Source organism: Planctomyces sp. SH-PL14, from assembly GCF_001610835.1.
Lineage (GTDB): Bacteria > Planctomycetota > Planctomycetia > Planctomycetales > Planctomycetaceae > Planctomyces_A.
Genome location: NZ_CP011270.1, coordinates 8,228,195 through 8,254,831 on the forward strand (window position 1 = coordinate 8,228,195; position 26,637 = coordinate 8,254,831).

General features: G+C 61.9%; 22 protein-coding genes. 11 read left to right on the plus strand and 11 right to left on the minus strand.

Annotation, left to right across the window (positions count from 1 at the left end; genetic code table 11):
* The first annotated feature begins 209 nt into the window (after positions 1-209).
* Entirely contained in the window at positions 210-2,840 is a 2,631-nt protein-coding gene (mobF, locus tag VT03_RS31760) for a MobF family relaxase (RefSeq protein WP_075096725.1), read from the plus strand.
* Positions 2,830-3,231 (plus strand): hypothetical protein, encoded by a 402-nt coding sequence (locus tag VT03_RS31765; RefSeq protein WP_156514924.1) that lies wholly within the window; start codon positions 2,830-2,832, stop codon positions 3,229-3,231. The genes mobF and VT03_RS31765 overlap by 11 nt, the downstream gene beginning before the upstream one ends.
* An 83-nt stretch (positions 3,232-3,314) precedes the next feature.
* Here the strand turns inward: VT03_RS31765 and VT03_RS31770 are convergent, their stop codons facing one another.
* The 11 genes from VT03_RS31770 to VT03_RS31820 all read right to left on the minus strand — a co-directional run bounded on the left by VT03_RS31770 (position 3,315) and on the right by VT03_RS31820 (position 18,823).
* Positions 3,315-3,665, minus strand: a complete 351-nt coding sequence (locus VT03_RS31770; protein ID WP_075096727.1) for a hypothetical protein — start codon at positions 3,663-3,665, stop codon at positions 3,315-3,317.
* A gap of 72 nt (positions 3,666-3,737) precedes the next feature.
* Positions 3,738-4,643, minus strand: a complete 906-nt coding sequence (locus tag VT03_RS31775) for an ArdC family protein (protein ID WP_075096728.1) — start codon at positions 4,641-4,643, stop codon at positions 3,738-3,740.
* Positions 4,644-5,030: 387 nt separating this feature from the next.
* Positions 5,031-5,534 (minus strand): hypothetical protein, encoded by a 504-nt coding sequence (locus tag VT03_RS31780; RefSeq protein ID WP_075096729.1) that lies wholly within the window; start codon positions 5,532-5,534, stop codon positions 5,031-5,033.
* Between the two features lie 193 nt (positions 5,535-5,727).
* Positions 5,728-6,054, minus strand: coding sequence for a hypothetical protein (locus tag VT03_RS31785; protein WP_075096730.1), 327 nt, complete (start codon positions 6,052-6,054; stop codon positions 5,728-5,730).
* Positions 6,055-6,408: 354 nt separating this feature from the next.
* Positions 6,409-8,538, minus strand: a complete 2,130-nt coding sequence (locus tag VT03_RS31790; RefSeq protein WP_197489136.1) for a heavy metal translocating P-type ATPase — start codon at positions 8,536-8,538, stop codon at positions 6,409-6,411.
* 229 nt (positions 8,539-8,767) lie between these two features.
* On the minus strand, positions 8,768-9,082 hold the full coding sequence (locus tag VT03_RS31795; protein WP_197489137.1) for a heavy-metal-associated domain-containing protein: 315 nt from the start codon (positions 9,080-9,082) through the stop codon (positions 8,768-8,770).
* Between the two features lie 124 nt (positions 9,083-9,206).
* Positions 9,207-9,398 (minus strand): hypothetical protein, encoded by a 192-nt coding sequence (locus tag VT03_RS34465; RefSeq protein WP_197489138.1) that lies wholly within the window; start codon positions 9,396-9,398, stop codon positions 9,207-9,209.
* A gap of 191 nt (positions 9,399-9,589) precedes the next feature.
* The gene (locus tag VT03_RS31805) at positions 9,590-12,733 is read right to left on the minus strand and encodes an efflux RND transporter permease subunit (protein ID WP_075096732.1); all 3,144 of its coding nucleotides are present in this window, start codon (positions 12,731-12,733) and stop codon (positions 9,590-9,592) included.
* An 18-nt stretch (positions 12,734-12,751) separates the two neighbouring features.
* Entirely contained in the window at positions 12,752-14,422 is a 1,671-nt protein-coding gene (locus VT03_RS31810; RefSeq protein ID WP_156514925.1) for an efflux RND transporter periplasmic adaptor subunit, read from the minus strand.
* A 647-nt stretch (positions 14,423-15,069) separates the two neighbouring features.
* Positions 15,070-16,524 carry a TolC family protein gene (locus VT03_RS31815; RefSeq protein ID WP_197489139.1) on the minus strand — a complete coding sequence of 485 codons (1,455 nt, stop codon included), beginning with the start codon at positions 16,522-16,524 and terminating at the stop codon, positions 15,070-15,072.
* Between the two features lie 1,096 nt (positions 16,525-17,620).
* Entirely contained in the window at positions 17,621-18,823 is a 1,203-nt protein-coding gene (locus VT03_RS31820) for an exo-alpha-sialidase (RefSeq protein ID WP_082846684.1), read from the minus strand.
* 186 nt (positions 18,824-19,009) lie between these two features.
* On the opposite strand from VT03_RS31820, the gene VT03_RS33975 reads away from it, so the two are divergent.
* The 9 genes from VT03_RS33975 (at position 19,010) to VT03_RS31855 (ending at position 26,636) form a co-directional block, all read left to right on the plus strand.
* Positions 19,010-19,468 (plus strand): hypothetical protein, encoded by a 459-nt coding sequence (locus VT03_RS33975; protein WP_197489140.1) that lies wholly within the window; start codon positions 19,010-19,012, stop codon positions 19,466-19,468.
* 175 nt (positions 19,469-19,643) lie between these two features.
* Positions 19,644-20,246 (plus strand): hypothetical protein, encoded by a 603-nt coding sequence (locus VT03_RS31825; RefSeq protein WP_156514927.1) that lies wholly within the window; start codon positions 19,644-19,646, stop codon positions 20,244-20,246.
* Positions 20,247-20,389: 143 nt separating this feature from the next.
* The gene (locus VT03_RS31830) at positions 20,390-20,821 is read left to right on the plus strand and encodes a heavy metal-responsive transcriptional regulator (RefSeq protein ID WP_075096736.1); all 432 of its coding nucleotides are present in this window, start codon (positions 20,390-20,392) and stop codon (positions 20,819-20,821) included.
* Positions 20,818-23,334 (plus strand): heavy metal translocating P-type ATPase, encoded by a 2,517-nt coding sequence (locus tag VT03_RS31835; protein ID WP_082846685.1) that lies wholly within the window; start codon positions 20,818-20,820, stop codon positions 23,332-23,334. Before VT03_RS31830 ends, VT03_RS31835 begins: the two co-directional genes overlap by 4 nt.
* A gap of 107 nt (positions 23,335-23,441) precedes the next feature.
* Positions 23,442-23,906, plus strand: coding sequence for a hypothetical protein (locus tag VT03_RS31840; protein WP_075096738.1), 465 nt, complete (start codon positions 23,442-23,444; stop codon positions 23,904-23,906).
* Positions 23,907-24,212: 306 nt separating this feature from the next.
* Complete coding sequence (locus tag VT03_RS33980; protein WP_075096739.1) at positions 24,213-24,962, plus strand: hypothetical protein; 750 nt, start codon at positions 24,213-24,215, stop codon at positions 24,960-24,962.
* 50 nt (positions 24,963-25,012) lie between these two features.
* A complete protein-coding gene (locus VT03_RS31850) occupies positions 25,013-25,345 on the plus strand; it encodes a heavy-metal-associated domain-containing protein (RefSeq protein ID WP_197489141.1) in 333 nt (110 codons plus the stop codon).
* A 20-nt stretch (positions 25,346-25,365) separates the two neighbouring features.
* Positions 25,366-25,716 carry a hypothetical protein gene (locus VT03_RS33985; protein WP_156514928.1) on the plus strand — a complete coding sequence of 117 codons (351 nt, stop codon included), beginning with the start codon at positions 25,366-25,368 and terminating at the stop codon, positions 25,714-25,716.
* Positions 25,717-25,940: 224 nt separating this feature from the next.
* Complete coding sequence (locus VT03_RS31855; protein WP_075096740.1) at positions 25,941-26,636, plus strand: hypothetical protein; 696 nt, start codon at positions 25,941-25,943, stop codon at positions 26,634-26,636.
* Position 26,637 lies beyond the last annotated feature (1 nt).

Consider the following 26,637-nt stretch of genomic DNA (forward strand, 5'->3'; position numbering starts at 1 on the left):
GCGGCGGCTTTACCGTGCCATTCAATCCGGCCGTGTGCGTGGAACCGGTGCGAGCGGCTGGAGATCACCTTCGGAAAATCCGAGCTGCGGCACGCTGCCCCCAGATGTCGGACAGCTTCGCACGCTGCCACAGGCTGCCATCGAGTGACAGGTAGTGACAGGCGAACTGGTTTAACGGTTCTTCAATCAATGCGAAGGTAGAATCTCGCATGCTGCGCATCATCGAGAGCACGTCTGCCGGACAGGCCAAGAGCTACTACAGCACGGCGGACTATTACACCGAAGGCCAGGAACTCGTCGGCCAATGGCGGGGCGAAGGGGCTCGTCGCCTGGGCCTAGACGGTGAGATTCGACCGCAGCAATGGGACGCACTGTGCGACAACCGCGATCCCAATACTGGCCAGACGCTGACGCTTCGCCGCAAGGACAATCGACGGGTGGGCTATGACTTCAATTTCCATGTGCCCAAAAGCGTGTCCGTTCTGCATGCGATGACGCAGGACGATCGGCTGCTCGACGCATTCCGCGACGCCGTGCGTGAAACCATGGATGACGTCGAGACCGAGATGCAGACGCGGGTCCGAAAGGGCGGGCGAAGCGAAGATCGAACGACCGGCAATGCGGTGTGGGGCGAGTTCGTTCATCTGACCGCGCGGCCGGTCGATGGCTTACCCGACCCACATCTGCACGCCCATTGCTTCGTGTTCAACACGACATATGACGAAGAAGAGCATGCCTGGAAGGCGGGACAGTTCGGCAGCCTCAAACGTGACGCACCGTATTTCGAGGCGAAATTTCATGTTCGGCTCGGATACAAGCTCGCCCAGCTGGGGCTCGACATCGAGCGATCGCGGACCGGTTGGGAAATTGCCGGCATCACACCGTCGATGGTCGAAAAGTTTTCGCGGCGGACGGCGGAGATCGAAGAGGAGGCGCGACGCAAAGGCATCGTCGATGACGCGGAGAAGGATTCGCTTGGGGCTCGCACACGCGAGCGAAAGCAAAAGCACCTCACTATGGAGGAGCTGCGGGCTGAGTGGAGGTCGCGCCTGACCGCAGATGAGCAGTCGAGCCTGGAGCATGTCGCCTCCCATATCGGGCAGACGCCTCATCGCGAAGACCCTGACGCCGCACGCCACGGCATTGCCATGGCCTCGGACCATTTGTTCGAACGCAAATCCGTCGTCGCCGAGCGTGAGCTGCAGGCTGAATCGCTCAAGCGTGTCGTCGGCAAGACGACTGTCGACGCGGTCGAGGATGCCTTCCGCCGCGAGAAGCTGATCGTGCGTGAACGCAAGGGGCGGCGGATGGTGACCACCGCGCAGGTCCTCTCCGAGGAGCGGCGTATGCTGCAATTTGCACGTGGCGGAAGAGGAACCCGCAGGGCTTTCGCGGCCGAGCCGCATCGCTTCAAACGCGAATGGCTCAATGAAGGTCAGCGGCAGGCCGTGGAGCATGTGCTCTATTCGCGCGATCAGGTGATGCTGGTACGCGGGGCGGCAGGTGTCGGTAAGACGTCGATGATGCAGGAGGCCGCCGAGGGCATTGAGGAAAGCGGCCAGCAGGTTTTCACATTTGCTCCGTCGGCAAAGGCCAGTCGCGGCGTGCTACGCGAGAAAGGGTTTGAAAATGCCGACACCGTCCAGCGGCTGCTGCTCGACGAGAAGCTGCAGCAGCAGATTGCCGGACAGGTGATATGGATCGACGAAGCCGGCATGGTCGGCACGCGGACCATGGCCAGCGTGTTCGAGTTGGCCGAACGACTCGATGCCCGCGTCGTTTTGTCAGGTGATCGCAGGCAGCACGGTTCGGTCGAGCGAGGAGCCGCTTTGCGGCTGCTCGAAGAAGAGGCGGGGCTGGTGCCCGCCGAAATCAAAGAGATCCAGCGGCAGAAAAGCCGGTACAAGCAGGCGATCGAGGATCTCAGTGAGGATCGTACGAGCGAAGGCTTTGCCAAGCTCGACGCGATGGGGTGGGTAAAAGAAATTGACGCATCCGAGCGCTACGAGCGGCTTGCTGCCGACTATGTGGCAACGGTCGCGGCGGGCGAATCGGCACTTGTGGTATCGCCAACGCACATTGAGGCGGCACGGATTACCCGCTCCATTCGCGAGCGATTGCGATCGGCCGGCCGGATCACCGGCGAAGAACATCGGCTGACCGTCCTGCAGAATGCGAGTCTGACCGAAGGTGAGCGTCAGGATAGGGTGAACTATGCGGCCGGGGACGTACTGGTCTTTCACCAGAATGCGAAAGGCTTCGCCAAGGGACAACGTGTAACAGTCGGCGAGGAGCCACCGCCGCTTGATCAGGCGGCACGATTCAGTGTGTTTCACGCAGGTGAGCTGGCCGTGGCCGAGGGCGACGTGCTGCGAGTCACCCGCAATGGCACGACTGCTGACCGTAAGCACCGTTTAAATAACGGCGATCTGGTGCAGGTCGCGGGATTCGATCGAACCGGCAACATCGTGACTGACAAGGGATGGACGATCGACCGCGAATACGGTCATCTGGCCTATGGCTTTGTCGTCACCAGCCATGCGTCGCAGGGAACGGACGTCGATCGCGTGTTCATCGGACAGTCCGCGGCGAGCTTCGCCGCTTCATCACGCGAGCAGTTCTACGTCTCGGCTTCACGCGGCCGAAAACAGGTCACCATCTACACCGACAACAAGACGCAGTTGCTGGATGCGGTGCATCGCAGCGATGAACGATTATCCGCGACAGAGCTGCTGTCCTCTGACATGCTCAGCGAGCGTGGCGGATGGCCGTCACGTGAGCAACAGCTGGCAGGTCCATTGCATCGCCAGTCCAGCAGGGAGCTAGCCTATGAACGATAGTGTGCTGGAGCGATACACGCGCCCGCCGGTCGCAGCCACGGAAGCGGATGACGGCGAAGGCGTGCAGGATTGCGGCGCCTTTGGATTCCTGCGTGGCATCCGGGACCGGGCAATTATGCTGGAGCTGCGGCGAAAAGACGGCAGCATGCGGGCCTTGGGGTACGCCTGGTTGCAAGCGGTGGAATCAGACCCTTCCGGGGTGATCTCGCTGATGTTTCCGGGGTCAATCATCAAACTGACAGGACGGAATTTTCACCGGCCTAATGCCCAGGGCATCGGCCTGCTCGCAGGACTCCTCCGCCATCGCGTGACCTTCATTCAGGAAGCCGATCAGGTCGCGTTCATGAACGCATCCGCGGCCGAAGCCGTGGTCGAGAGAATCGAGTGGTAAAAAAAACGGGCGGGTAAGTTACCCGCCCTTTGCACTGATCCTATCGACAGTTGCGACCACAGCGTGAGCAACCGATGGTCCGCTCATGCGTCCTTGCAGAACGGGCACCGTCCGACAAAGTTCGCCTGCGGCAGCTCAAATGCCGGACCTATCTCGCTCCAGCCTTCCAGCATCGCCTGTTCCTCGGTGTCGATCTCCTCTCCTGCATCGCAGTCGCAGCAGATGAGGGTGAAGACTGGCTGCGGTCCGCATCCGTCAATCCGGCGAGCCACGGAGTTCAGATAGCACTCGATCGAAATGGCAGTGTGTCCAGGCGGAGCGTAGCCGCCGCGAGCGATCCAGCCCCGAAGGGCTGCTGCGAGTTCGCGGCACCGGGCGGCGTCGCCCGCCTGCATGGCGGCAATCAGGTCTCGAAGGGTCTGTGCGGGTTCCATGATGAACGGCTCCGGAAATGTGGAATGGACGGCCCGCCAGCCGAAGGGCCAGCGGGCGGGAAGGAAGAGGGATCAGGCATCCGGCTGCGGTTGCAGGCCATGCAGCAGGTCGATTGCCTTGGACGCATGCGAAGCGGCAGTAAAAACCGCTCGTTTGTCGTCTTTGAGTACCTTCAGCCAGCTCGCCAGATAGCTCGCATGGTCGTCCCGCACTTCTGGGGTGAGCTGCAAATCTGCACAAAGGAACGCCGATCCAAGCTCTGCCACGAGCTCCTCGATCGCGTACCCTTCATCTCCGAAGCGCTTCCGGCCGAAGTCACGATTGAGGCGGGACGGATGCCGCGTCCAGTGCGTCAGCTCATGGGCGAGCGTCGCAGCATGGGATTCGGCATCTCGGAACGCCTCGAAGGGCGGCATGCGGATGAAGTCGGGCTCGATGGCGTAGAACGCCTGATTCCCTCCGGTCTGAATGTTCGCACCCGTTGCGGCGAAGAACCGGTCCGCTCGTTCGATCCGTTCCAGCTTCTCAGTGGGCGGTGTTGCAAGCTGGTAGAAGTGGGCGGGGAGGCCTTCGCACTGGTCGGCACAAAAGACGGTGTATTGCTTGAGGAACGGGATCTTCTCCTCAATGTCCTCGCCGCTGTCGGTCTCCTCGCTCTTGGTGAAGGTTGAGGCGTAGACCACAGTCGCACCGTGTTCGCCTTTCCTGACATGTCCGCCGAGTTCAAGGGCCTGCTGGAAGGTGAGCCAGAACGGCGAGGCGAAGCCGCTCAGCTCGGCGGTCATCCACAGGGCAAGGATATTGATGCCGGAGTAGGGCTTGCCGTTATGCCGCAGGGGCCGGCTTACCCGGCCGGCGGCATGGTCTGCGTGCCACGGGCGAAGCCATGGCCGCACGCCCTGTTCAAGCTGGGCGACAATCTGGTTGGTGATCTTCGTGTAGACATCCACACGCGGAGCGGCTGCGGTTTTGGACATGGTGACCTCCTGAAATGGTTTTGCTTTTGAGCCAACGCACATGCGTTTGGCGCAAAAGGCAAAGAGCCAACGCCAGGGGGAGGGCGGTCAGGGACGGCCCGGTGGAGGGGCACCCGGTCTGCACGAAGCGAAGCGCAGGAAGATCGGGGAGGTGCCGCTGGGGCGCTCGTGTCATCCTTGACCGGCCGGGGGATGTGCCCCCAAGAGAACCCTGCCGTGGCCGCCAGGCCTCCGCATCAGGCCGGCAGGCCGCCGCACCAGCGGACCGAAAGAGGCGCTAGCCGTTCCTCGTCAGAGAACCGAAGCGAAGCGGAGTCTGCAGGCACGCGACGGTTCGCCGTGGTGCCATGATGCTCCGCAAGAAGCACTCACCCACAGAGTGAATTACTACTTTCTGTACCAGACTTCGCAATCATCGATCTGACCCGACGCCTCAAACCGATAACGGGCCTCGAAGGGAATCACATCGGGTGCGCTCAACGGGCCAAAGAAGCTGCCGGGGGACCAATGTGGAAAGTGAAAATGTTCGGCGATGACATCGGAGCTCAGCCAGATGAAGTCGGGCGGGAAGTCCTCACGCAGGATCAGGAATAGCGGATCGACCTTCACCGGGTGCTTCATCGGGAGGGGATTGAGCAGCGAGCGCACCCAGAAGGTCACCTTTCGACCGGCCGCGATTGCCTCGGCAATCTCATACTCCTGGTAGGCGGCAGCACCGATATAGCTGGTCGTCGCGTTGGGGTAAAAAAATGCGTAGTAAGACGTCGCTTTGTCCGGGTCGAAAAACCATTCGGGCGGTCCGACCTCCAGGTGATAGAGCGGACCGTATTCGTTGCGCTGCTCCGGGGAGAAGCCGGCGGGAGCGGTCAAGACACCGGTAAACTTCGACATGCAAGAGCTCGTCGGTGGCCAGCGAACGATGCGATGGAGGAACGAGTCAGGCCGCCTCGGCCCGAGACTCGATTCGATATCCCATCGGCCTTGCACATGTCAACCGGTCACACGTCAAATCTGGCCGACTAACTGCTGCGGAACTGGCGTAGCAGTGCGATAGCTTCATTGCCTGCACGCTTCTGAACGGCGGCTACCGATTCAGCTCAGTGGCGTTGGGTTGGAGCTGTTTCTCGCGGGCGAGCGAGGCCACCTGGCTTAAGGGGCGTGGGCCGGGGAAGAAATAGAAATCGGTCGGCACTTCTTCCGCATGGGTGCGGGCGTACGCGTCGAAGAGCGCTTCGCGAGGTGCAAAAGCAGACGCAGCGACGACCGAGCGGCCGTCACGGCGGAGCAGCAGCGTGTCGTAGAGGCCGAGGTCGTTTTTGAGTGACTCGGGGTCGGTGTAGCTGTCATAGCTGCGGACTTCACTGTCTGAAAAGACAGTGATCAGCGGCTGATCGGTCGTGGACTGTGTCATAGCGGGCCCTGGCATCCTTCTCCATTGAGTCCTTCGTGCAAAGAGTCGCCACCTAGTCGCAACTGCTATTCCACGACGAACCGAATCCTTCGGCTGCCGATTCATGCCATATGGGTGGCAAGACGTCAACAGAAGTGTTCCTTACGGCGGGACGGCTGGCCTTTACCAATTCAACCGGGTTGCATCGGCAAGGCTTTTTGCTTGCGGACTTTTCCGAAGGCACCGTCTGGATGCGGCGTAACGAGCGGCTGCGGCGAGGTTGAGGCACGATGCGCGGTCTGGACGAGGTCAGCTCACTGTGGCCGGGCAGGGGTCGCCCAGGCTTTCCGGTCGCCAGCCACTAAACCCCGGCCATCACGAACGTAACATCCTCAGACCATTCCCGATCACTAGGAACTCGCTGACTTCATGGGCTACCACGGCCCAGGGCAGCGAGAAATAACCAGCGACCGCACCCGTCACCATGACGGCGATCACCACGGCCGAGAGCACCAGATTCTGCGTGACGATCCGCCGGCTTCGCCTCGCGAGCTCAAGCGCATAGACCAGCTTTTCAAGATCATCGGCCATAAGTGCGACATCGGCGGTTTCGAGCGCGACGTCCGTTCCGGCCGCTCCCATCGCAATCCCGACGGCAGCTTCGGCGAGGGCCGGGGCGTCGTTGACGCCGTCGCCCACCATCGCCACCTGCTTGCGCTGCGTGCCAAGTTCGCGAACCCTTGCGACCTTGTCTTCGGGTTTCAGATCGGCAAAGACCGTATCGATCCCGACTTCGCGCGCGATAGCATCGGCCGTATGCGCATTGTCACCGGTCAGCATGGCGATGCGCGAGACGCCGGCGGCGCGAAGCGCCGCAATGGCGTCCTTGGCATTCGCACGGACCTGGTCGCGGATCGCAAACAAGCCCCACACCGCTTCTTCGTCGCCGATCGCCACCACCGTATTGCCCTGGGCCTGGAGCCGCGTCACGTCCTGGGTTAAGCGGCGGCTCGCATCGAGCTGCCGGGCAAAGAGCCCCGGCTTGCCGATCCTGACCGGGCGCCCGTTCCAGAGTCCGGTCGCGCCGGAGCCGGTCTGCGACTGGAAATCCTCAACGGCCGCTGCGGAAATGCCGGCCGCGTCCGCGTAGCGGACAATCGCCGCCGCCAGCGGATGCTGGCTCCTCTTCTCGATGCCGGCCGCGATGGCGAGAAGCTCGTCACGCTGTGGAACGGAACCGCCTGCGTCGGCGAGCACGACGTCTGTTACTTCCGGTTTGCCGCGGGTGATCGTTCCCGTCTTGTCGAGGGCGACGACATCGATCGCGGATAGCCGCTCGACATAGACGCCGCCCTTGATCAGCACGCCTTTGCGGGCGGCGGTGCCGAGTGTCGAGGCCAGCGTGATGGGAATCGAGATCACCAGCGCGCAAGGCGCCGCCGCAACGATGAACACGGTGGCGCGGATCATCCATTGATGCCAGCCGCCGGATAGGACGAGCGGCAGCAAGGCGATGCCAAGGGCGATCAGAAGCACCGCCGGGCTGTACCATGCGCCGAAGCGCTCGATGAAACGCTCGCTCACTCCTTTGCGCTCCTGTGCCTCTTCGACCATCTGGATGATGCGGGCAATGGAGTTCTCGGCAAAGGGCTTGGTGGCCCGCACCTCCAGTGAGCCTTCTGCGTTGATGCTGCCGGCATAGACCGGATCGCCCTGCTGCTTTTCAACCGGAACGCTCTCGCCGGTGACGGGGGCCTGGTCGAGGCTCGACCGCCCCGAGAGAATCTCGCCGTCCGTCGGTATGGCTTCGCCCGGTTTGACGATGAATACATCGCCCGTCCGCAGCTCGGCGGCGGCGATTTGCTCTTCCTTGCCGTCCCGGCGTACCAGTGCCAACTTCGGGGTCAGGTCCATCAAGGCCCGGATCGCCGAACGCGTTTTGGCCTCGGTGTAGCCTTCGAGGGCTTCGCTGATCGAATAGAGGAAGGCGAGCATCGCCGCCTCGCCCGGCTTGCCAAGCAACAGCGAGGCGAGGGCAGCGACCGTCATCAGCAGCTCGATGCGGACCTTGCGTTCAAAGATCAGCTCTTCGATCGCCTCGCGGCCGAAGTAATAGCCGCCGATGGAGATCGCCGCGATATAGAGCGTCGTCGATACTGCCGCCGGAGCGCCAATCAGTGACAGCAGCCAACCGGCGAGCAGCAGGAGGCCTGCCGCCGCGGAGGTCAGCACCTTGGGATTGTTCCACAGTTTTGGCGGTCCGGATGGGCGGTCGGCTCCCTGCGGCGGAAAGCCTGCATTGCGAAGCTGCTGCTGCAAGGCTTCGCCCGACGTGGCAGCCGGATCGAAGGCCAGGACGATCTTGCCAGCCTTGGCCATGACCTCAATTGATGAGAGCCCCGGCACATGGGGCATGGCGCGTTTGAGCCTCGCCGCGTCGTTGTCGCAGTCAAGGTGCGCGACCCGCAGCTCAAGTGTCTGTGTAGAGGATTCGGTGGATCTCATGCTGCAGCTCCTTCGCTCAGGTCGTCGGCGACGTCGGCCAAACGCGGGAGCGTCTTCGCCCGGGCAATCTCGCTGACGCCGCCTACCTGTTTCATGGTTGAGGCCGCAACAATGCCACAGTCCCGCTGGATGAGCGACAGATTTCTGTCTGCCAGCGGGCCTCGGCCGCGTAGGGAAGGGACCAGGCCGCAGAAGCCCTGTCCCTGCTCACTGCGTATCGTCCGAAGCGTTACGATTTGGGCTTCGAGGTAAAGGTGCCGCCGGGACCTTCGAGCCTGATTGGCAACTCTCCATTCGATTCCACCGTTTCCCAAACCGTCTTTGGCGAGATGTTTGGGTTTGACTGGATTGTGAACGTCTTTTGCGTCACATCCATCTGCGCCGCGGAAACGCCCGGCAGCGTTTTCAGGCGGCCGACGATCTTCTTTCCGCAGTTCGGGCAAAGCGATTTTACGGTGACGACCGTCGTGGCTGGATCGGCGCCGTAAGCGTGGCCGCCGGGTTCGGTGAAGCAAAGCGCGACAAAGGCCAGAGCGAGGAACAAGGAACCCTTCATTGCACATCCTTTTGAAATGAATCGCGGGAGCTGGAAAAGGCATCACACAGCCGACAGGAAATCGCGAAGGAATGATCGCCCTGGCGAACGCAGGGCGATCATCTCTGCATCTTCAATTGAGCTCGGGCTTCGGCGGCTTCTTGCCGTATTTCGCCTCGTACTGAGCTGCAAACTTGCCTTCGAGGTCCGGGTGGCACAGCAAACACTGCGACTCCGGGCGATCATGCTCTTTGCACCAGTCCCCTTTCTTCTTGAACTCTGCGGCAAGCTTGCTGTTGCACTGGGCGCAGACTCCTTCGGGCATGCCGTGTTCGGTACACCACCAACCCGAATGGTCGGCCGCGGTGCTTGCGGTCGCCGACGCCGGCGGCGGCGGTGCAGCCGGGGGCGCGCTTGGCGCGGGACCGCAGCCGTTTAGCAGGCCGGCCGCTACCACAAGGGCCATCGGCAACAGTTGGGAACATCGCATTCGTCGCTCCTTCAAGGGGGATCGGACTACCGGGCAGAAGCAAGCGTCACCAACGTGGTGTCCGCTTCTTCAGTCTGCGCGTGATCGCCGTCCGAGGGGCCGACCACCGCATTGAAAATCAGGTAAAGAACGCGCAGCACCAGCAGCGACATGATCATCGCGCCGATCACGCCGCCGATGACGACGGTTGCGAGCGGCCGCTGCACCTCGGCCCCAACGCCGTCGCTGAACGCCATCGGCAGAAAGCCGAGGCTTGCGACCAGCGTCGTCATCAGCACGGGCCGCAGGCGGGTGATCGCCGCTTGCGTCACCGCCTCGTCGAGCGGCAGGCCTTGCTGGCGCAGCTGGCGGATGTAGGAAACGAGAATCATGTCGTCGAGCACGGCCACGCCCGACATGGCGATGAAGCCGACGCCGGCCGAAATCGAAAATGGCATGTCGCGAAGCCACAGGGCGAAAAGTCCTCCGACCCACGCGAAGGGAATGCCGGTAAAGACCCGCAGCGCATCGACGACGTTGTGATAGGTCAGGTACAGCAGGATAAAGATCAGCACGAGGGCCAGCGGCACCACCAGCATCAGCCGCGACTGCGCCCGCTGCAGATTTTCGAACTGTCCGCCATACTCGATGCGATAGCGGGCCGAAGGCAGCGAGACGGCCTTGGCAATCTTCTCCCTGGCCTCCGCGACGAAGCTGCCCAGATCGCGGCCCCGCACGTTGGCGGTGGCGGTAATGCGCCGCTGTCCCCATTCGCGGGTGATCGTGGAGGGGCCTTCGACGACCTCCACCGATGCCAGCCGCGACAGCGGAATGCGCTCTCCGCTCGGAGTGGCGACAAGCATCGCCCCAATTGCCTCGGGGCTCGCCCGGAACTGCTCCGGCAGCCGCACGATCAGCGGGAAACGCAGCTGCCCTTCGACCACTTCGCCTAGCGGCTTGCTGCCGATCGATTCGACCAGCTCCAGCACCGCCTGCGCCGATACCCCGTATCGTGCGACCTGCTCCTGATTGACTTTGACCTGCAGCATCGGCTGGCCCGTCACCTGCTCGACGCTGACATCGGCCGCACCGGGAATGGATTTGAGTGCCGCCTCGATCTCTGCGCCTTTGGCGACCAGCACGTCGAAATCATCGCCGAAGAGCTTGACGCCCAGATCGGCCCGCACGCCCGAGACCATCTCATTGATTCGCATTTCGATCGGCTGCGAGAAGCCAAGCTTGACGCCCTTGAATTCCCGCAAGGCACCTTCGAGCTTTTCCGTGAGCTCCGCCTGCGTCGCCGCTCTCTTCCACGCGGAACGGGGCCGGAGCGTGATAAAAATGTCGGTCAGTTCGATGCCCATCGGGTCGGTCGCAACCTCGGCCGTGCCGATGCGGCTCCAGACATTTTCGATCTCGTCGGGGAAGGCGGCGAGGATCGTCTTTTCCATCTGCGTATTGGCGCGGATCGATTCATCGAGATCCGTGCCGGCGAGGCGGATCACGCCGACGACGAGCGCCCCTTCGGAGAGTTTGGGAACGAACTCCGATCCGAGATTCGGGGCGATCATGCCGAAGGCGACGATCAGGACGCTCGCGGCAAAGCCCATGACCGCGAGCTTGTGGTGCATCGCAAATTGCAGGATCGGATAGTGGATCGCATGCGCGACCCGCATCAGGAACGGCTCGCGCTCCTCGATGCGTTTGGGCAGCAGGAGGCTCGCCAGCACTGGCATCAGCGTCAGCGACAGGATCATCGAGCCCATCAGGGCAAAGATGACCGTAAGCGCCATCGGCCGGAACATCTTTCCTTCCGTCCCTTCGAGCGTCAGGATCGGCAGATAGACGATCATGATGATGAGCTCGCCGAACATGGTCGGCTTGCGGACTTCGATCGCCGCGTCGCGGATGATGTCGAGGCGGGATTTGCCGCTGTTGGAATCATGCGCGAGGTGGCGCACGCAGTTCTCGATCATCACCACGGAACTATCGACGACGAGCCCGAAATCGATCGCCCCGAGACTTAGCAGGCTTGCGGCGATCCCGAAGCGGTACATGCCGGTGAAGGCGAACAGCATCGACAGCGGGATGGCCAGGGCGACGATGGCCGCCGCCCGCAAGTTGCCGAGGAAGGCGAAGAGGACCGCGACGACAAACATGCCGCCTTCGAACAGGTTCCTGCGAACCGTGTCGATCACGAAATCGACCAGCTGCGTGCGGTCGTAAACGGGCTTTACCTGGACGTTGGCGGGCAGTGTCGAGGTGAGCGACTTGAGCTTGTCCTTCATCGCCCAGGTGACCGCGTGGCTGTTCTCGCCCATCAGCATGAAGCCGAGCCCCAGCACCACTTCACCTTGTCCGTTGGCCGTCGTGGCGCCGCGCCGGATTTCATGTCCGATGACGACGTCGCCGATATCGCCGATCCGGATCGGCACACCATCCACGGCGGTGATCACGATCTGACGCAGCTGCTCGATCGTCGTCGTGCGACCGAGTCCCTGCACTATCAGCATGCCGCTTTCCTGTGCGATGTTCCCGCCGCCGACATTGAAGTTGTTTTTCTCGACCGATTCGGTGACCTGTGCGAAGGTCAGCTTGTGCTTGATCAGCTTGTTGGGATCGATCCGCAGCTGGTACTGCTTTTCATAGCCGCCCCAGCTATTGATTTCGGCCGTGCCGGGCACCGTGCGCATCGGGGGCTTGATGACCCAGTCATGGATGGTGCGGAGCTCGGTCGGGTCGGTCCCCTGGCCGGTGACGATGTAATGGAATACTTCGCCGAGTCCCGTGGCCACCGGTCCCATCTTCGGACGGGCGATCCCATCGGGCATCTCGACCGTGGCAAGCCGCTCATTGATCAGCTGCCGTGCGAAATAGATGTCGGTGCCGTCTTCGAAGATGACGACCACCTGCGACATCCCGAATTTGGAAATCGACCGCATCTGCTCCAGCCCCGGCAGTCCGCTGATGGCCTGTTCAACCGGGAAGGTAATCTGCCGCTCGATCTCTTCGGGGCTGAGTGCCGGGGCAACGGAGTTGATCTGCACCTGCACGGGTGTCGTATCCGGAAACGCGTCAATGTCCAGATGCTGTAACGACAGCACTCCCGCGACGGCAGCGGCGCAGACGCCCAGGATCACGAGCATCCGGTTGCGGAGCGAGAAGCTGATGATGTGATTGAGAAAGTCCATGTCCGAGTTACCCGGCTCCTATTCCTCGTGGCAGCCGCAGCCGGCACCGAGATTGTTGCGAAGGAGCTGGGCGAGCAGGACGGAGCTGCCTTTGGTGGCGACGACTTCGCCCGGCAGCACGCCTGCGAGCAGCTCGACCGAATTTCCATCTTTCGCCCCGATTCGGACCTGCCGCACATGAAAGAGCTTGGCCGTGTCCTTGTCGAAATAGCTTTTGTCACGGACGAAGACGAAATGAGCATCGCTCGTCGACTGAACCGCTTCCTTGGGCACGGTGATCGCGTTTGGCTCCTGCCGCAGCAGCAGCGTGCCGGTGCCGTAGGATTTGTCGCGCAGCATTCCGGTGGGGTTGGGGACCTCGACACGAACCTGGAGTGTCCGCGTCTGCGGGTCGATGGCGGGCGAGACCCACGAGACCTGGCTCGTCACTTCACCGGAGCCGTCATCGGTGCGAAAGACGACCGGCAGGCCGGTCGTGACATATCGCGCGTCCTCCTGGCGGACATTGAGCATAAGCCAGAGCTGGGACGGGTCCGCCACCGTAAAGAGGCTGCTGGCCGTATCGACCACTTCACCGGCGACGACTTCCGAGCTCACCAGAACGCCGCCATAGGTTGAGCGAATCGGAATCAGATTGGCGGTCTGCGTGCCGCTGGGCAGCGAGGAAATCACCGATGTCGGGATGCCGAGAAACCGAATCGTTTCGGCAACGAGTTTCGCATCTTTACCGGCAAGGTCACCCGGAACATCAAATCCCAGATTGGCCAGCGCTTGGCGGGCGGAAACCAGTGAGACTTCGGCTTCCTGCAACGCCGCATCGGCCTCAATGACCGACTTCTGGGCGATCGCTCCGCTGTTGCCGGCGGTGCGGAGCCGCTCGGCGGTCGCCTGCCGGAGCTGCAGCTGGACGACCGCCTGCACGAACTGGGACTTGAGCTGTCCGACCTGGCCGGCATCGATCAGCGCCAGGATCTCGCCGGGCGAGACCGGTTCGCCAAGTGTTTTGAAGACACGTGCCACACTTCCGGGAACGCGGCTTGCAAGGTGCGCCACGCGGGTCGGGGCAAATTGCAATTCGCCATTGGCGGTCAGCACATCCTGCATGGGCCGTTCCTGCACGACGTCGACCTCGATGCCGGCTCGGGCGATGCTCTCGACGCTCGCGAACTGGATGCGATTCGTGTGCAGCGTGTCGCGGCTGTTATTCTCAGGCCGTGGCAGCAGGGCCAGGGCCTTGAGCGAGTCATATTTGGGCAGCTGCGGCTCGCCCTTGACCTGAGCGAGCTCCGGGTGATGAATGACGCATTCGGCGACGCCATGTTCACGGCAGAAGCCGAACGGCTTGGGCTTCGGATAAAGCTCCTTGCGGCACTCGACGCATTGCGATTCGGGCACCAGATGTTCGCTGCACCAATCATCCGCCGCAGCCGGTGGCTGGCCAGCAAGCGTCGAGAAGGCAGGAAGTTTCCACCCCGTGCGGTGGCCGGCATAGAACACCCCGGCCAGCAGGGCAAAGACGACGATGTTGGGGATCAGGTTTGCGACGAATCGCCACCACGGCCGGCCTGCCGGTACATGACGGGGCGACGACGGCGAGTGCAGATCTGCCGGATGGGCAGGAAGGGACGATGACATGATGGTTCCCTGGATCAAGGCGAGGGCACGCGGGTAGCGTCGATAGAGCAGCACGCAAGCAGCGCCCGGAAGAGGAGGGCGCACGCAGCCAAAGAAAAATGGCTTAGCAGCGAATCACAACGGTCGATAGCGCAGCCAGGGCCGATGGCGCGCGAGCCGGGCCATGCGTTTGCAGGTGCGCAAGTGAGGCCGACGGCAAGGAGTTGTCGAAGGACGGCGTTAGCGGTAGCCACGCCACCAGAGCGAGCAACTGTTCTGCATCGATCACGTTCACCGGGCGGACGCCGGAGGAGGGATTCCCGCCGGAGAGCTGGATATGCTGACATCCACACGGATCGCCAGCGAGCTGCTCAGGTTCCTCGTGATGCTTTCGGCCGCAGCACGAACAGGGCGAACCGTCGTCCTCGTGTCCACCGCGATTATCCGGACATAGACTGCATGCGTCGGCTTCCGAGTTGAGGCAATAGACGCCTCCTGGCCCAATGCACAGATACACCGACATGCCGATCCCGGTTAGGACCTGCATCGTCAGCAGCATCAGGGTGAGGAAGTGTTTCGCCACGGCGCCGAATGCACTTGGGAAGGTGAACGAACCATTAGTCTACGCGTCAGGGACCGGCTTGTTCAATACGGAAGTTCGACGATCGCTCGCCCGTTGAGAGCTTCGAGCTTCACAAACCTGACATCTGCCGTCACCCAAATCATTGGCCGCTCAGGGTTTGGCCACGGAGCGAATCGTCGGCGGTCGTGTCCGTCGCCTCGGTGAGGCTGCCCGACAAGAGCAGGCCGTCGACCAGCGAGCTCGCCTGGGCGAACTGCGACTGGGCATCAACCAGCGCAAGGTTGGCGTCGAAAAAAGTCCGCCTGACGATTAGCACCTGCAGGAATTCGAGTTCGCCCGCCCGGAAGGCCTGCTCGGAGAGGGTCAGGGCTTCTTCCGCGGTGGGAAGGATTTCTCGCTGATAACGCCGCACCTCGGCGGCCGCACCGTCGTAATTGCGGCCAGCATCGATCAGGCGGCCGCGAAGGGCGAGTTTCAATCGTGCGAGCTCCTGCGTCGCCCGGCAATACTCGCCCCATGCGGCGGCGATATTGCCCTGGTTCTTGTTGTAAAGCGGAATGGGCATGCCGATCTGGGTGTTGATCATCTCCGAGCCCGTGCCGTTGTCGTAGCCGCCGGCGACCATCAGTGACAGGTTCGGAATGGGCTGGGCGTGCTGCCGCTGCAGATTGGCCTGGGATGCCGCAACCCGCGAACAGGCCATGCGAATCTCAGGACTTATGCTTTCGAGCTGACAATACTCCGTTTCCCAGTCGTGTGCATCGAGCGGAAGAGCCAGCGAACCGGCGAGCGCACCCGTGGTTGCGCACGGAATGCCTGCGACGTTGAAGAGAGACTTCCACGCCGCAGCGAAGCTGATTTCGGCCTTTTGGCGAAGGAGCTGCACTTCGCTTTGCTGAATACGCGTCTGCAGCAGCTCGGGGCGATTGCCTTCGAGGGCGTCGAGGCGTTGCTGGGCCACCGTCACACCTCTTGCCGTCACCTGTTCAAAGCTCTCCGCGAGCGCCACGCGCCGCTGGGCGGCGAGCGTCTCGTAGAATCGGACACGCACGTCTGTGATCACCCGCAGCCGTGTCATTTCGACCTGCCAGAGCTGGGCCTGCACTTCCTGTTCGAGGACGAGCCGGTTGCGCTCAAGCTTTTTGCCGCGGACGATGTCCTGCTCCACGAAAGCCGTATGCTGGTCGGTGCCCCGGTCTGCGAGCTGGCTCGCGTTGTAGCCGGCAACCGGGTTCGGATAACGGCCGACCTGATCCCGAAAGCCCATCGCTTTGGCGACGGCGGCGTTTGCCTGCCGGATTGCCGGGTTGTTTTCGCAAGCCCATTGCTCGAGCATGGCAAGGGTAAGAGCTTCGCCGGACCACGCCACCTCGCTAAGCGTCGGATCGGCGGTCGGTGCTGCTTCGGCGGGCTCCGCCTCGGATGAGGTCAGCGTAATGTCGCTTCGGTCATCCTGGGGCATCGGCGTCCGGTCAGCGACCTGCAGATCGTCCGATGTACGGCTGGTTTGGGAGGCTAGTCCGGGCGAGCGGCATCCGGCCAGGGTCGCGGCGAATATCAATAGCGCAAACGTCGGAAATAGCGTGCGAGACATGGCGGGACCTTGGAAGCAAGGAGAAGGGGAGTTACGACAGAACGCGCAACTTCGCTCCCTACACCTGCATCCGTGTCCCCCGCGCGGACAAGACCTCACCCTCGGCGATGCGGGCTGGCGAACAAGCATGAACGCAGGAGGCCGGGCCGACAGCCAGATCCTGAGATTCAACGGGCAGCAACACTGAGATTTCTGGTGCGGGCAGCGATACCCGCGATGCCGTCAGCATATTCCGGTTCAGGCAATGCACGCAGGTGCAAGGGCCTGGCTGCTGTCGCTCCGGTGGATGCGACGCGGCGCAGTTCCCGCCGGATGAATGGCAGTTGCATGACGATTGCCCGCAGCCCTGAGGGTTTGCAACTTCGCAACGAAGCACGCACCGGCACGGCTGCGCCGCCTGCAGCAGGCAGAGCAGCACGCATGCGATAGCAGCGCATCGGGTGCAGCCGGTCATGACAGAAATCTCATCCGTGGCGGTGCGTCCTGCACCGTATCCGTTTTATCGGTTTGCCATGACCGCAGCCGGGAGGACGAAGCTGGGCGGCACGCCATCACCAGTCGTTTTGCGCCGCGAAGTCCGCAGAAATGATGCGACTGGATCAGACGGAACATTCGTCACGTTAGGAGACGTTGATCCGGGTTGACATTCCCCGACAGACGCGCCGCAAGATGCCTCTGCCAAGAAAATGGTTACATCGCGTGCGAACCCTGCTAGGGTCGCTAGGAAAGCCGTAACAAGGAGGTTCGCATGAAGAAGCCGTTTTTCATTCCCGTTGCCCTGCTCATGCTGGTCACGGCCTGCGTTGATTCAGAGGGACCCGCTGCGGGCGTTGCGAACTCGAGCATGAACTGCGAGCAATGCGAACGCTGCAAGGATCGCAGCTGCGAATGCTGCAAAGGCGGGACGTGCGACATGCAACACATTCCGGGCGCAGGTGGTAGCACTTCGATGTAGATGGGGGTGCGGTGTCCGGAGTGCATCAAAGCGAAGCACAGACACTGAGGTTTCTGCGCAGGTACAATTTTGCCTCGGCTTCACCCGGAGTGCGGGGAAACGAGCTCATATCGAGTGACCGCTCCACGAGCAATTTCTGCTCTACGGTACGGGTAGCACCCGAATGACTGTGCCTTCGTCGCTGATCGCTTCCCATGCCGCGACGGCAAACACTCCCGAGACATCTGAAGCGATGACGGGATCGCGTGCATCCGAACCGAGCCGGCGTGGCTTCGCGTCCCCTGCGCGAAGCATGAGCTCACCGACCCGCCCCTTCGTCCAAAGCACTAACGGCTGATTCTTGAGGCACGCGATGGTTGGCTGCTCTCCCCGCCCCAGCGCGGCTTCATTTCGACCATCGGAGAGATAGAGCTGATCCTTCTGGCGGTAGGCGCTCCAGACCGTCTGATCGGTGGCGACGGCAATCATGCCCCCGTCCATGGGGCATGCGTTGAGCATCCACTGCATCTGAGAGAGGGGACGGGCGTCGCCAAAACGCTCGCCGTCCTCAGACGTAACGACATACATGTCACGCTTGCCGCCGAGCTGGTTGCGAAACAAAAGGTGAATGCTGCCTTTGGCACCCGCGGCGATGGACGGGTGGCAACATTCACAGATGCTTCCGTCAGGGGAGCGGTAAGCGAGTCGGTTCGCATCCCAGCTTTCTCCGCCATCGGACGATTTCGCCACATAGAGCTCCGTCTTCTTGTCGCGCAGGTCCAGCCAACAGCACCACAGCGCCCCCTCCGCCCCCGAGGTCATGTTGTGGAGCCCTTCTCGCGCCGAACCCTCGACATCGTTGACCCGGCCGAGCTTCTTCCACTCGCCGCCTTCGCTGTTACGCCAGGCGAGGATGTCGCCGTCACGCCCCTTTCCCTGTGGTCCGCCGATCGCGGTGACCACGGGACCTGCCGGGCTCGAAACGATGCGAGGACCGCGACGCATTCCCAGTGACATGTTCGGACAGGTGAACGCCTTTTGCGGCTTGGAAAAGCTTTTGCCCTGGTCCTTTGAAATAGCGTGATAGACATCATCGCCCAGTCCGTACACCAGATGCACGGTGTTGTCGGGAGCGACGGCCACCTGGGGCTGCTTAGGTGCGTCGGCTTTTTTGCCGCGTGCCACTGTCATAGGAGATGCGGCGAGCGTGGATGTCGGCATCCATAATCCGATCGCCATCAGGACAGCGACAAGGAATCGCCCACAGCGCGCCGGGTTGGCACAGTTCAGGTCTGCGACGCACACATTGTGCGAATCGGTGCGTCCGCTCCCGAAACAGGAACTGCGAATTGAACGCGCGATCATGATTATTTCCTTGGGGGCCGTGATAGGTGATCGGCAACATTCTTACGACGGGCGTATTGGCATGCAGTCTGCAAGCAGCTGTAGCGTCGGTCGATCTGGCAGTCTCCCGGTCAGAAGCATTTCCTGCAACGCCTTGCCGCTGTGGCGCAGCTGGGACGTTGGTTCGGCCTCGGGTAAAATTGGGACGTGATGACCGCTCCTTGCTCTGCTCTTCGCATGTGCCTGATCGGGATCGTCGCGTTACAGACGCTACTGATTCCCCAAGGGAATTGTTGCTGTGCGGTGCATCGCATCGTCAGCGTGATCACCGGAGGAAACGCTGTTCCGGCCTGCTGTCGCCTCGTGCTGACCGATGGCGATCGCGACGAAGTTCCTGTGGGCAGCTTCGCGGTATCAAGAACGCCCTTGCGCGAATGTCACTGCGGCGCCGCCAAGGCCGCGGCTCAAAAGCCTGTACCGTCGGATGCTGAGCAGGAAGCTGCGAACCGGGAGCTCGGCAGCAAGTGGTTCGACGTCTGCGTGTTTCAAGCGACGCCCTTTAGTGTCGATCGCTTCCGCGATTTCTCGTTGTGCAGCCTCAGGCCTCCCGCACTCTCTCTCGCCGGGCGGGAATTCCGCATCGCGCTCCATTCGTGGCTGTGTTGAGCGAATCGGTGCCGCAACGACCCTGATCTGGCTCTCCTGAGCTCGTCGCGTCGTTGACTCGTTTCAATGCTCCAGTCGCGGCTTCGCGCTGGCCACAAGTTGTTCGCTGTATGGCGTAACCGCTGAAGGTACGCGGCTGCGCCCCATTTGTTCTCTTTTCCAAACGAGGTTCATCATGTTTCAGACCAATAAGAACTGTTTGACGGGAGCTCTTGCTCTCACCCTGTGCATGGGACTTGGCACCGTCGCCTTCGCACAGTCGCAGGGCTTCAATGCTGCCGGCCAGGCCCGGCAGCGATTTGTGGAATCGCATCAACGCACCGGCACGGTTGGCAACGGCTACCGGCCGTACTCCGCATGGACGTACCAGAGTTCGGCTGCAACCCACGCGCAGGCCCTGTCCGCCTACGGGGAAGGCTGCAAGCAATTGCCTCCGGAGACGGCCAAGGAGCACCTCGCCGAGGTCCGCCGGAATGTCGCGGCGACCAAGAAGGAAGTCGCCAAGCTCGGCCCCGATGTCGAAAAGGAGGCGGAGCTCAAGAAGTCGATCGACGCACTCCAGAAGACGTTGACCGAGTGCGAGGAACTGTGCGGTCACGCGGAGGCGGCGGTGGGCGACAAGGAGGTGCAGTCCAAGCCGTTCTGCGCACACTGCTCGTCGCTCACCGGTAAGCTGGAGCAGGCGAAGAAGCAGCATGACGAGCTGATTCGCAAGCTCGGCATTCCGCATCCGGCCGCTCCGGCGCCTGCCGAAGCGCCGAAAACGCCTGCCAAGTAATCCGGCGTGATCCTGACATGGCCGCAAGACCCACCGGTCCTGCGGCCATGTCCTTTCTCTCCAATCGCCCGCCGCATTCTGCTTTCGCCGCTTGACTCTGTAGTAAGGTACAGGGTGTAAACTGGAGGCGAAGGAGATCGGACATGAGTGCCACACTCACCATTGGGAAACTTGCCAAGGCTGCTGAGGTTGGAATCGAAACCATCCGCTTCTACGAGCGTGAAGGACTGCTCGCGCCTGCCGGGAGGAAGGCCTCAGGCTATCGCCAGTACGAGCAGGATGCCGTCGCAAAGCTTCGGTTCATTCGTATGGCGAAGCGATTGGGATTCAGTCTGAAAGAGATCCAGTCTCTGCTGGAACTGCGCCTCGATCCGCGCGCCAAACGGTCAAGCCTGAAGGCGAAGGCACAAGCCAAGATCGCCGACATCGAGGCGAGGGTCGAAGAGCTCCTGCAGATGAAACGAGCGCTGCTTCCTCTTGTCGATGCGTGCGACGGCCTGGGGCCGCTTGAAGGCTGTCCGATCCTGCGTGCGCTGGAACACCCACATCATCAATGCAAGGAGATGCCATCATGAATGATGCACCGAAACTCAAGGTCGGTGGCTGCTGCCACGACCGCGTTGCTCAATCGGATTCCGGGCACACAGATCCGGTGTGCGGAATGAAGGTCGATCCTAAGAGCGCTGCGGGCTCGCACGATCATGACGGCACGACCTACTACTTCTGCAGCAAGAGCTGCCTTGCCAAGTTTCAGGCTGAACCCCAACGATTCGTCCGCAGGGCGACGGCACCCGTCGCCCTGCATGACGCCGCCAGCCACACTGACCCGGTCTGTGGCATGGAGGTTGATCCTCGTTCTGCCGCGGGTTCGCACGTGCATGACGGCCAGACTTTTTTCTTCTGCAGCCAGGGATGCCTCAGTAAGTTCCGCGCTGATCCCCCTCGCTACCTGCGGGCTGAGCCCGCAAAGCAGGAGCAGGCGTCCAGATCGGGCAAATATACCTGCCCGATGCATCCCGAGATCGTTCAGGACGGGCCAGGAACCTGCCCCAAATGCGGCATGGCACTCGAGCCGATGGACCCGGCCGAGCAGTCCGGGGACGATGCGGAGTATCACGACATGCGTCGTCGCTTCGTCGTCGGGGCGATCTTTGCTGTCCCCATCTTCCTGATTGCGATGGGCGCGATGCTGCCCTTGGCGGGGCTCGCTCACTTCCTACACCAGAACATGGCGGCGCTGAACTGGGTGCAGCTCGCCTTGTCGTTGCCTGTCGTGCTGTGGTGCGGCTGGCCCTTTTTCCAGCGGGCCTGGAGCTCGGTTCTCCATCGCAGCCCGAACATGTTCACCCTGATTGCTATTGGCGTTGGCACCGCGTTTCTCTACAGCGTTTTCGCCACGACAGTGCCTCATCTCTTCCCTGAAGGCTTTCGCGGCCCCAGCGGAGGTGTCGAGCCTTACTTTGACAGTGCGGCTGTGATCGTCGTCCTCGTCCTCTTAGGACAGGTATTGGAGCTGCGGGCGCGTTCGCAGACCGGGGCCGCAATCCGCGCTCTGCTCGGCCTCGCTCCCAAGACAGCCCGTGTGATTCGCGATGGCGAAGAGCTCGATATCCCGCTGACGGAAGTCAGGGTAGGGGATGCCATTCGCATCCGCCCTGGGGAAAAGGTTCCGGTTGATGGAACAGTCTCGGAAGGCGCAAGCAACGTCGACGAATCGATGGTCACCGGCGAACCGATCCCGGTTGGAAAGACCAGCGGTGACGGGCTGATCGGCGGCACGGTCAATACCACCGGCGGGCTGATCATGAGGGCCGAGCGCGTCGGCAGCGATACGCTGCTGTCACAGATCGTCCATCTCGTCGGCGAGGCGCAACGCAGCCGCGCTCCCATCGAGAAACTCGTCAATCGGATTTCAGCCTTTTTCGTGCCGACAGTCCTCGTCGTCGCGCTGGCGACGTTTGTCGGATGGACCTTTTGGGGGACTGAGCCCCGTCTGGCCCATGCCCTCCTGAATTCCGTCGCGGTGCTGATCATCGCCTGTCCCTGTGCCCTGGGCCTGGCGACGCCGATGGCGGTCATGGTGGGCACCGGCAAAGCGGCATCGCTGGGTGTTCTGTTCCGCGACGCCGAGGCCCTGGAGACACTCCGGCTGGTGGACACGCTCATCGTGGACAAGACAGGAACCTTGACCGAAGGAAAGCCGAAATTGACCTCTGTTACACCGCTCGGAGGCTTCACCGATGAACAGATTCTCGCCCTCGCCGCGGGACTTGAAAGAGGCAGCGAGCACCCGCTCGGCGCCGCAATCATCGGCGGCGCAAAGGAGCGAAACGTCGCTGCAGCCGACATCAGTGACTTCACCTCTGTCACGGGTAAAGGCGTCCGCGGCAAGGCCGGCGAAGACGACGTCGCGATCGGCAATGCGGCCCTTCTCCAAGAGCTCGGGGTTGACTCCGCGCCGTTTCAGTCTCAATGGGACGCGCTGCGAAACGACGGACAGACGGTGATGGCCGTCGTCCGAGGTCATGAACTGGTCGGGCTTGTCGGCGTCTCGGACCCCATCAAGGCGACATCGGCTGATGCGATCCGCGATCTGCACAGCGAAGGCCTGAAGATGATGATGGTAACTGGCGATCACCGGCGTACCGCGGACGCGGTCGCCAAACGGCTCGGCATCGACGAGGTGCGGGCGGAAGTCCTGCCGGAGACGAAAAGCCGCATCGTGTCGGATCTGCAGCGTCAGGGGCGCAAGGTCGCGATGGCCGGCGACGGCATCAACGATGCGCCTGCCTTGGCGAAAGCTGAAGTCGGCATCGCCATGGGCACGGGAACGGATGTCGCGATGGAGAGTGCAGGGGTGACGCTGGTAAAAGGCGACCTTCGTGGGATCGTCAGAGCGATCCGCCTAAGCCGGACGACATCTGCGGCGATCCGACAGAACCTCGTGCTGGCCTTCGCCTATAACGCGATCTGTATTCCGGCCGCGGCGTTCGGATGGGTCTCCCCCATCTGGGCGAGCGCGGCGATGAGCCTCAGCTCGGTCAGCGTCATCGCGAACTCCCTTCGCTTGCGAAGTTCGTCCGTGTGATGCAAATCCCTGCACTCGGAAGCGGATGCGAATCACTTCGGATTTCGTAGCCCCGCATCAGAATTGGTGTCGACATCTTTGTCACACCGGTCCTAGAATGAACGGCGATGTCAGCTTTTGCCTACCTCTGTCGATCCGCTCTGCTCGGCCTTGCGCTGTTGCAGGCGACGGTGTTGCCCGAGGGTGGGTGCTGCTGTTCGCTGCAGCGTCTGATGGTGATGCTCGGCGCCAATGGCGATCAGGTGCCCGCGTGCTGTCGCGTCCAGCGGCCCAAGGGCTGCGACCGCTCCGGTGAGGCAGGCAGCATAGCCTGCGTCAGTTCCGACGACGGATCGCCCCATGCGTGTCACTGCATCAAATCCAGCTGTGATAAGCTGCCGGGGCAGGCGCAGTTGAGTTTCGAGGGATCGTTTGCTGAACGTCTGGACCAATGGATCGCGGCGTTACCGGTACTGGTGATGCCACTTGATGTCGCCGTATCGCCTTGCGAAATGCATGGGCACGCGATGCCGGAGTCGCTTCTGCTCTCCGGTCACCAAGCTTGTATTGCGCTCCAAACGTGGCGTTGCTGAGCCCCTCCGTGTGACCATGCTTTCGGTCACACTCTTGAGTCCCTGATTGCATCAGCGGACGTCATCTATCCCTTGTTGGCTTAACCGATCGCCGCATCGTGCGACGACATGCGGTCATGCCAATCATCCTTCCTTTTGGCTGCCGCCGATCTGTGCGCAGAGGTTATCGCTATGTTACGTCGACGGATTTGGATGTGGCCCGGAGTGGCTGCACTGGCCCTATCTGTGATCACGGTAGCCGGCTGTTCGCCAACGACGGCACCGTCTCCCGAAAGCCGGATCGCGTCAGCTCCTGCAGCTGCGCCAATGGCCGAGTCTCCTGTTGTGAAAAGCGCCTCGGAAGACCTGGAAGATCACGGTCATAAACCGGGTGAGCATGGAGGGATTCTGGTATCGCTCGGCCGCGATAGTTACCACATCGAGGCGGTCTTTGAGTCCGGAGGAAAACTTCGGCTCTACACGCTCGGCAAGGACGAATCCCGCGTCATCGATGTCGAAACGCAGAGCCTCAAAGGCTTTGTCAAGGCGGTCGGCGGAAACGACGCGCAGCCTGTCACATTCGCTGCGGAATCGCAGGAGGGCGACGCCGCTAACCGGACTTCGCAGTTTGTCGGCATCCTACCGGCGGAGCTCAGTGGCAGTCCGGTCGTCGTGACCATCCCGAACATCGTCATCGCCGGTGAGCGATTTCGTCTCGGCTTCGAGTCGAGCGCTGCGGCGCATGATGAGGCGATGCCGAGCAAAGTCGCCGATGAGGAAGAACGTCAGCTCTACCTGACACCGGGCGGGATCTACACCCAGGCGGATATCGAGGCGAACGGCGCCGTAACCGCGTCACAAAAGTTTCGTGGGCTCATGTCCTCCCATGACATGCAACCCAAAACGGGTGATCGGATCTGCCCGATCACCTCGACGAAGGCCACCTCGAAGTTCTCGTGGGTCATCGACGGCAAAACCTACGAGTTTTGCTGCCCTCCATGCGTCGACGAATTCGTCAAGCTCGCCAAAGCCGATCCTTCGGCGGTGAAGCTGCCTTCGGAGTACGTCAAACGCTGAGCAGGACGCTCTGCCGACTTTTTCATTTTCCTTTTCAAGGGAGTCTTGCCGTGAAAGCCATTTTGTTTTCGATGTTGTCTCTCGTCGGGGCCCTGGCCTCGCCGTTGTCGGTCCAGGCTGCAGATCCGGCCGGACAAACCATCATCACTATTGAGGGGATGCACTGCGCGGGCTGCGCGAAGGCTTTGGCCAACAAGCTTCGAGCAGTGAAGGCCGTGGCAACCGTCGAGGTCGATGTCAAGACGGGCAAAGCGACCGTCGCCGCCAGCAAGGCGCAAGCGCCGTCTCCCAAACTGCTTTGGGAGGCGGTCGAGACGGCCGGATATAAGCCGACGACGCTCAGCGGCCCGGCGGGCACATTCCAGACAAAACCGAAGTCCTAGTCTGCATCACCGATAACCTCATGGAGGCGTTTATGTTTAGAACCATATTATTCCTCGCTGGTCTCGGGGTCTTGCTGTCGGCGGTCGGCTGCGGCACGTCCGCCACACAGACTCCGCGCGAAGCGGCACTCGCCAAGCTGAGCCCGGAAGATCGTATCCTTGCTGAGTCGCAAGGCTATTGCGCCGTGACTTCGGAGCCGCTGGGTGAGATGGGTCCGCCGCTCAAGCTCATTCTCAATGACAAGCCGATCTGGATCTGCTGTTCTGGCTGTGAAAAGAAGGCCAAATCCAATCCTGCAAAGACGGTCGCGCATGCCGAAGAACTCACGGCGAAAGTCGCCGCCAAATCCACACCGAAGGGAGCGTTGTAACCATGTGCCAGCCCCGTGATCTCCTTGCCGCACTGCGACGGCTTTTCGGCGGAACTGTCGCCGTCAGCGCCATCGCGCTGTTGGTTGCCGGATGCTCGCCGCCAGCGGCTCAACCCTCGGTGAGTCCTGGGACAAGTCCTTCGCCAGGCACTCCTGCTGGTGCGTCCCATGAAGCGCATCAAGGGGGAGGTCACGGGGCGCACGGTGGTCACAACGCCGGTGCTATGACGCGAACGCTTGCGGTGAACGCGGAGCCCTCGCCGCCGGTGCCTGCCAAAACGACCAATCTGGCTCTGACGATCCCCGGCGACGACGGCAAGCCCGTTGCGAACTTCGAACTCCTGCACGAAAAGCTTGCGCATCTCATCATGATCCGCGAGGGATTGGACGAGTTTGCGCATATCCATCCCGATGTTGCGGCCGATGGCCGCCTGACGACGTCCCATACGTTCCCCAAAGCTGGCCGGTATCACCTCTTCGTCGATTACCAGCCTCGCGGCGGGACGGCATCGATGGCTTCAGGCGAACTCATGGTCGCCGGCGAGGCGCCGCTTGCGGCGCCACTGATTGAAAACATCGACCAGCCACTTTCCGACGGCGACGTACAGGGAAACGCCAAGGTCACGCCGTCCGACGGCGCAGCCAAGATCGCATTTCGACTGACGGATAAGCAGGGCAAGCCCCTGGCCGACCTGCAGCCCTACCTCGGAGCGATGGGACATCTGGTCGTTGTCAGTGCCAAGGGCATGGAGTATGTCCACGCCCATCCGCTCAGCGAGGCCAAGACCGCTCCCGATGGGATCGTCGAGTTCCAAGCGCATTTGCCGACGTCGGGCCTGTACAAGGCGTGGGGCCAGTTTCGCCATAACGATCGGATCGTGACGCTGCCGGTCGTTTTTGCGTATCAGTCAAAGCCCTAGA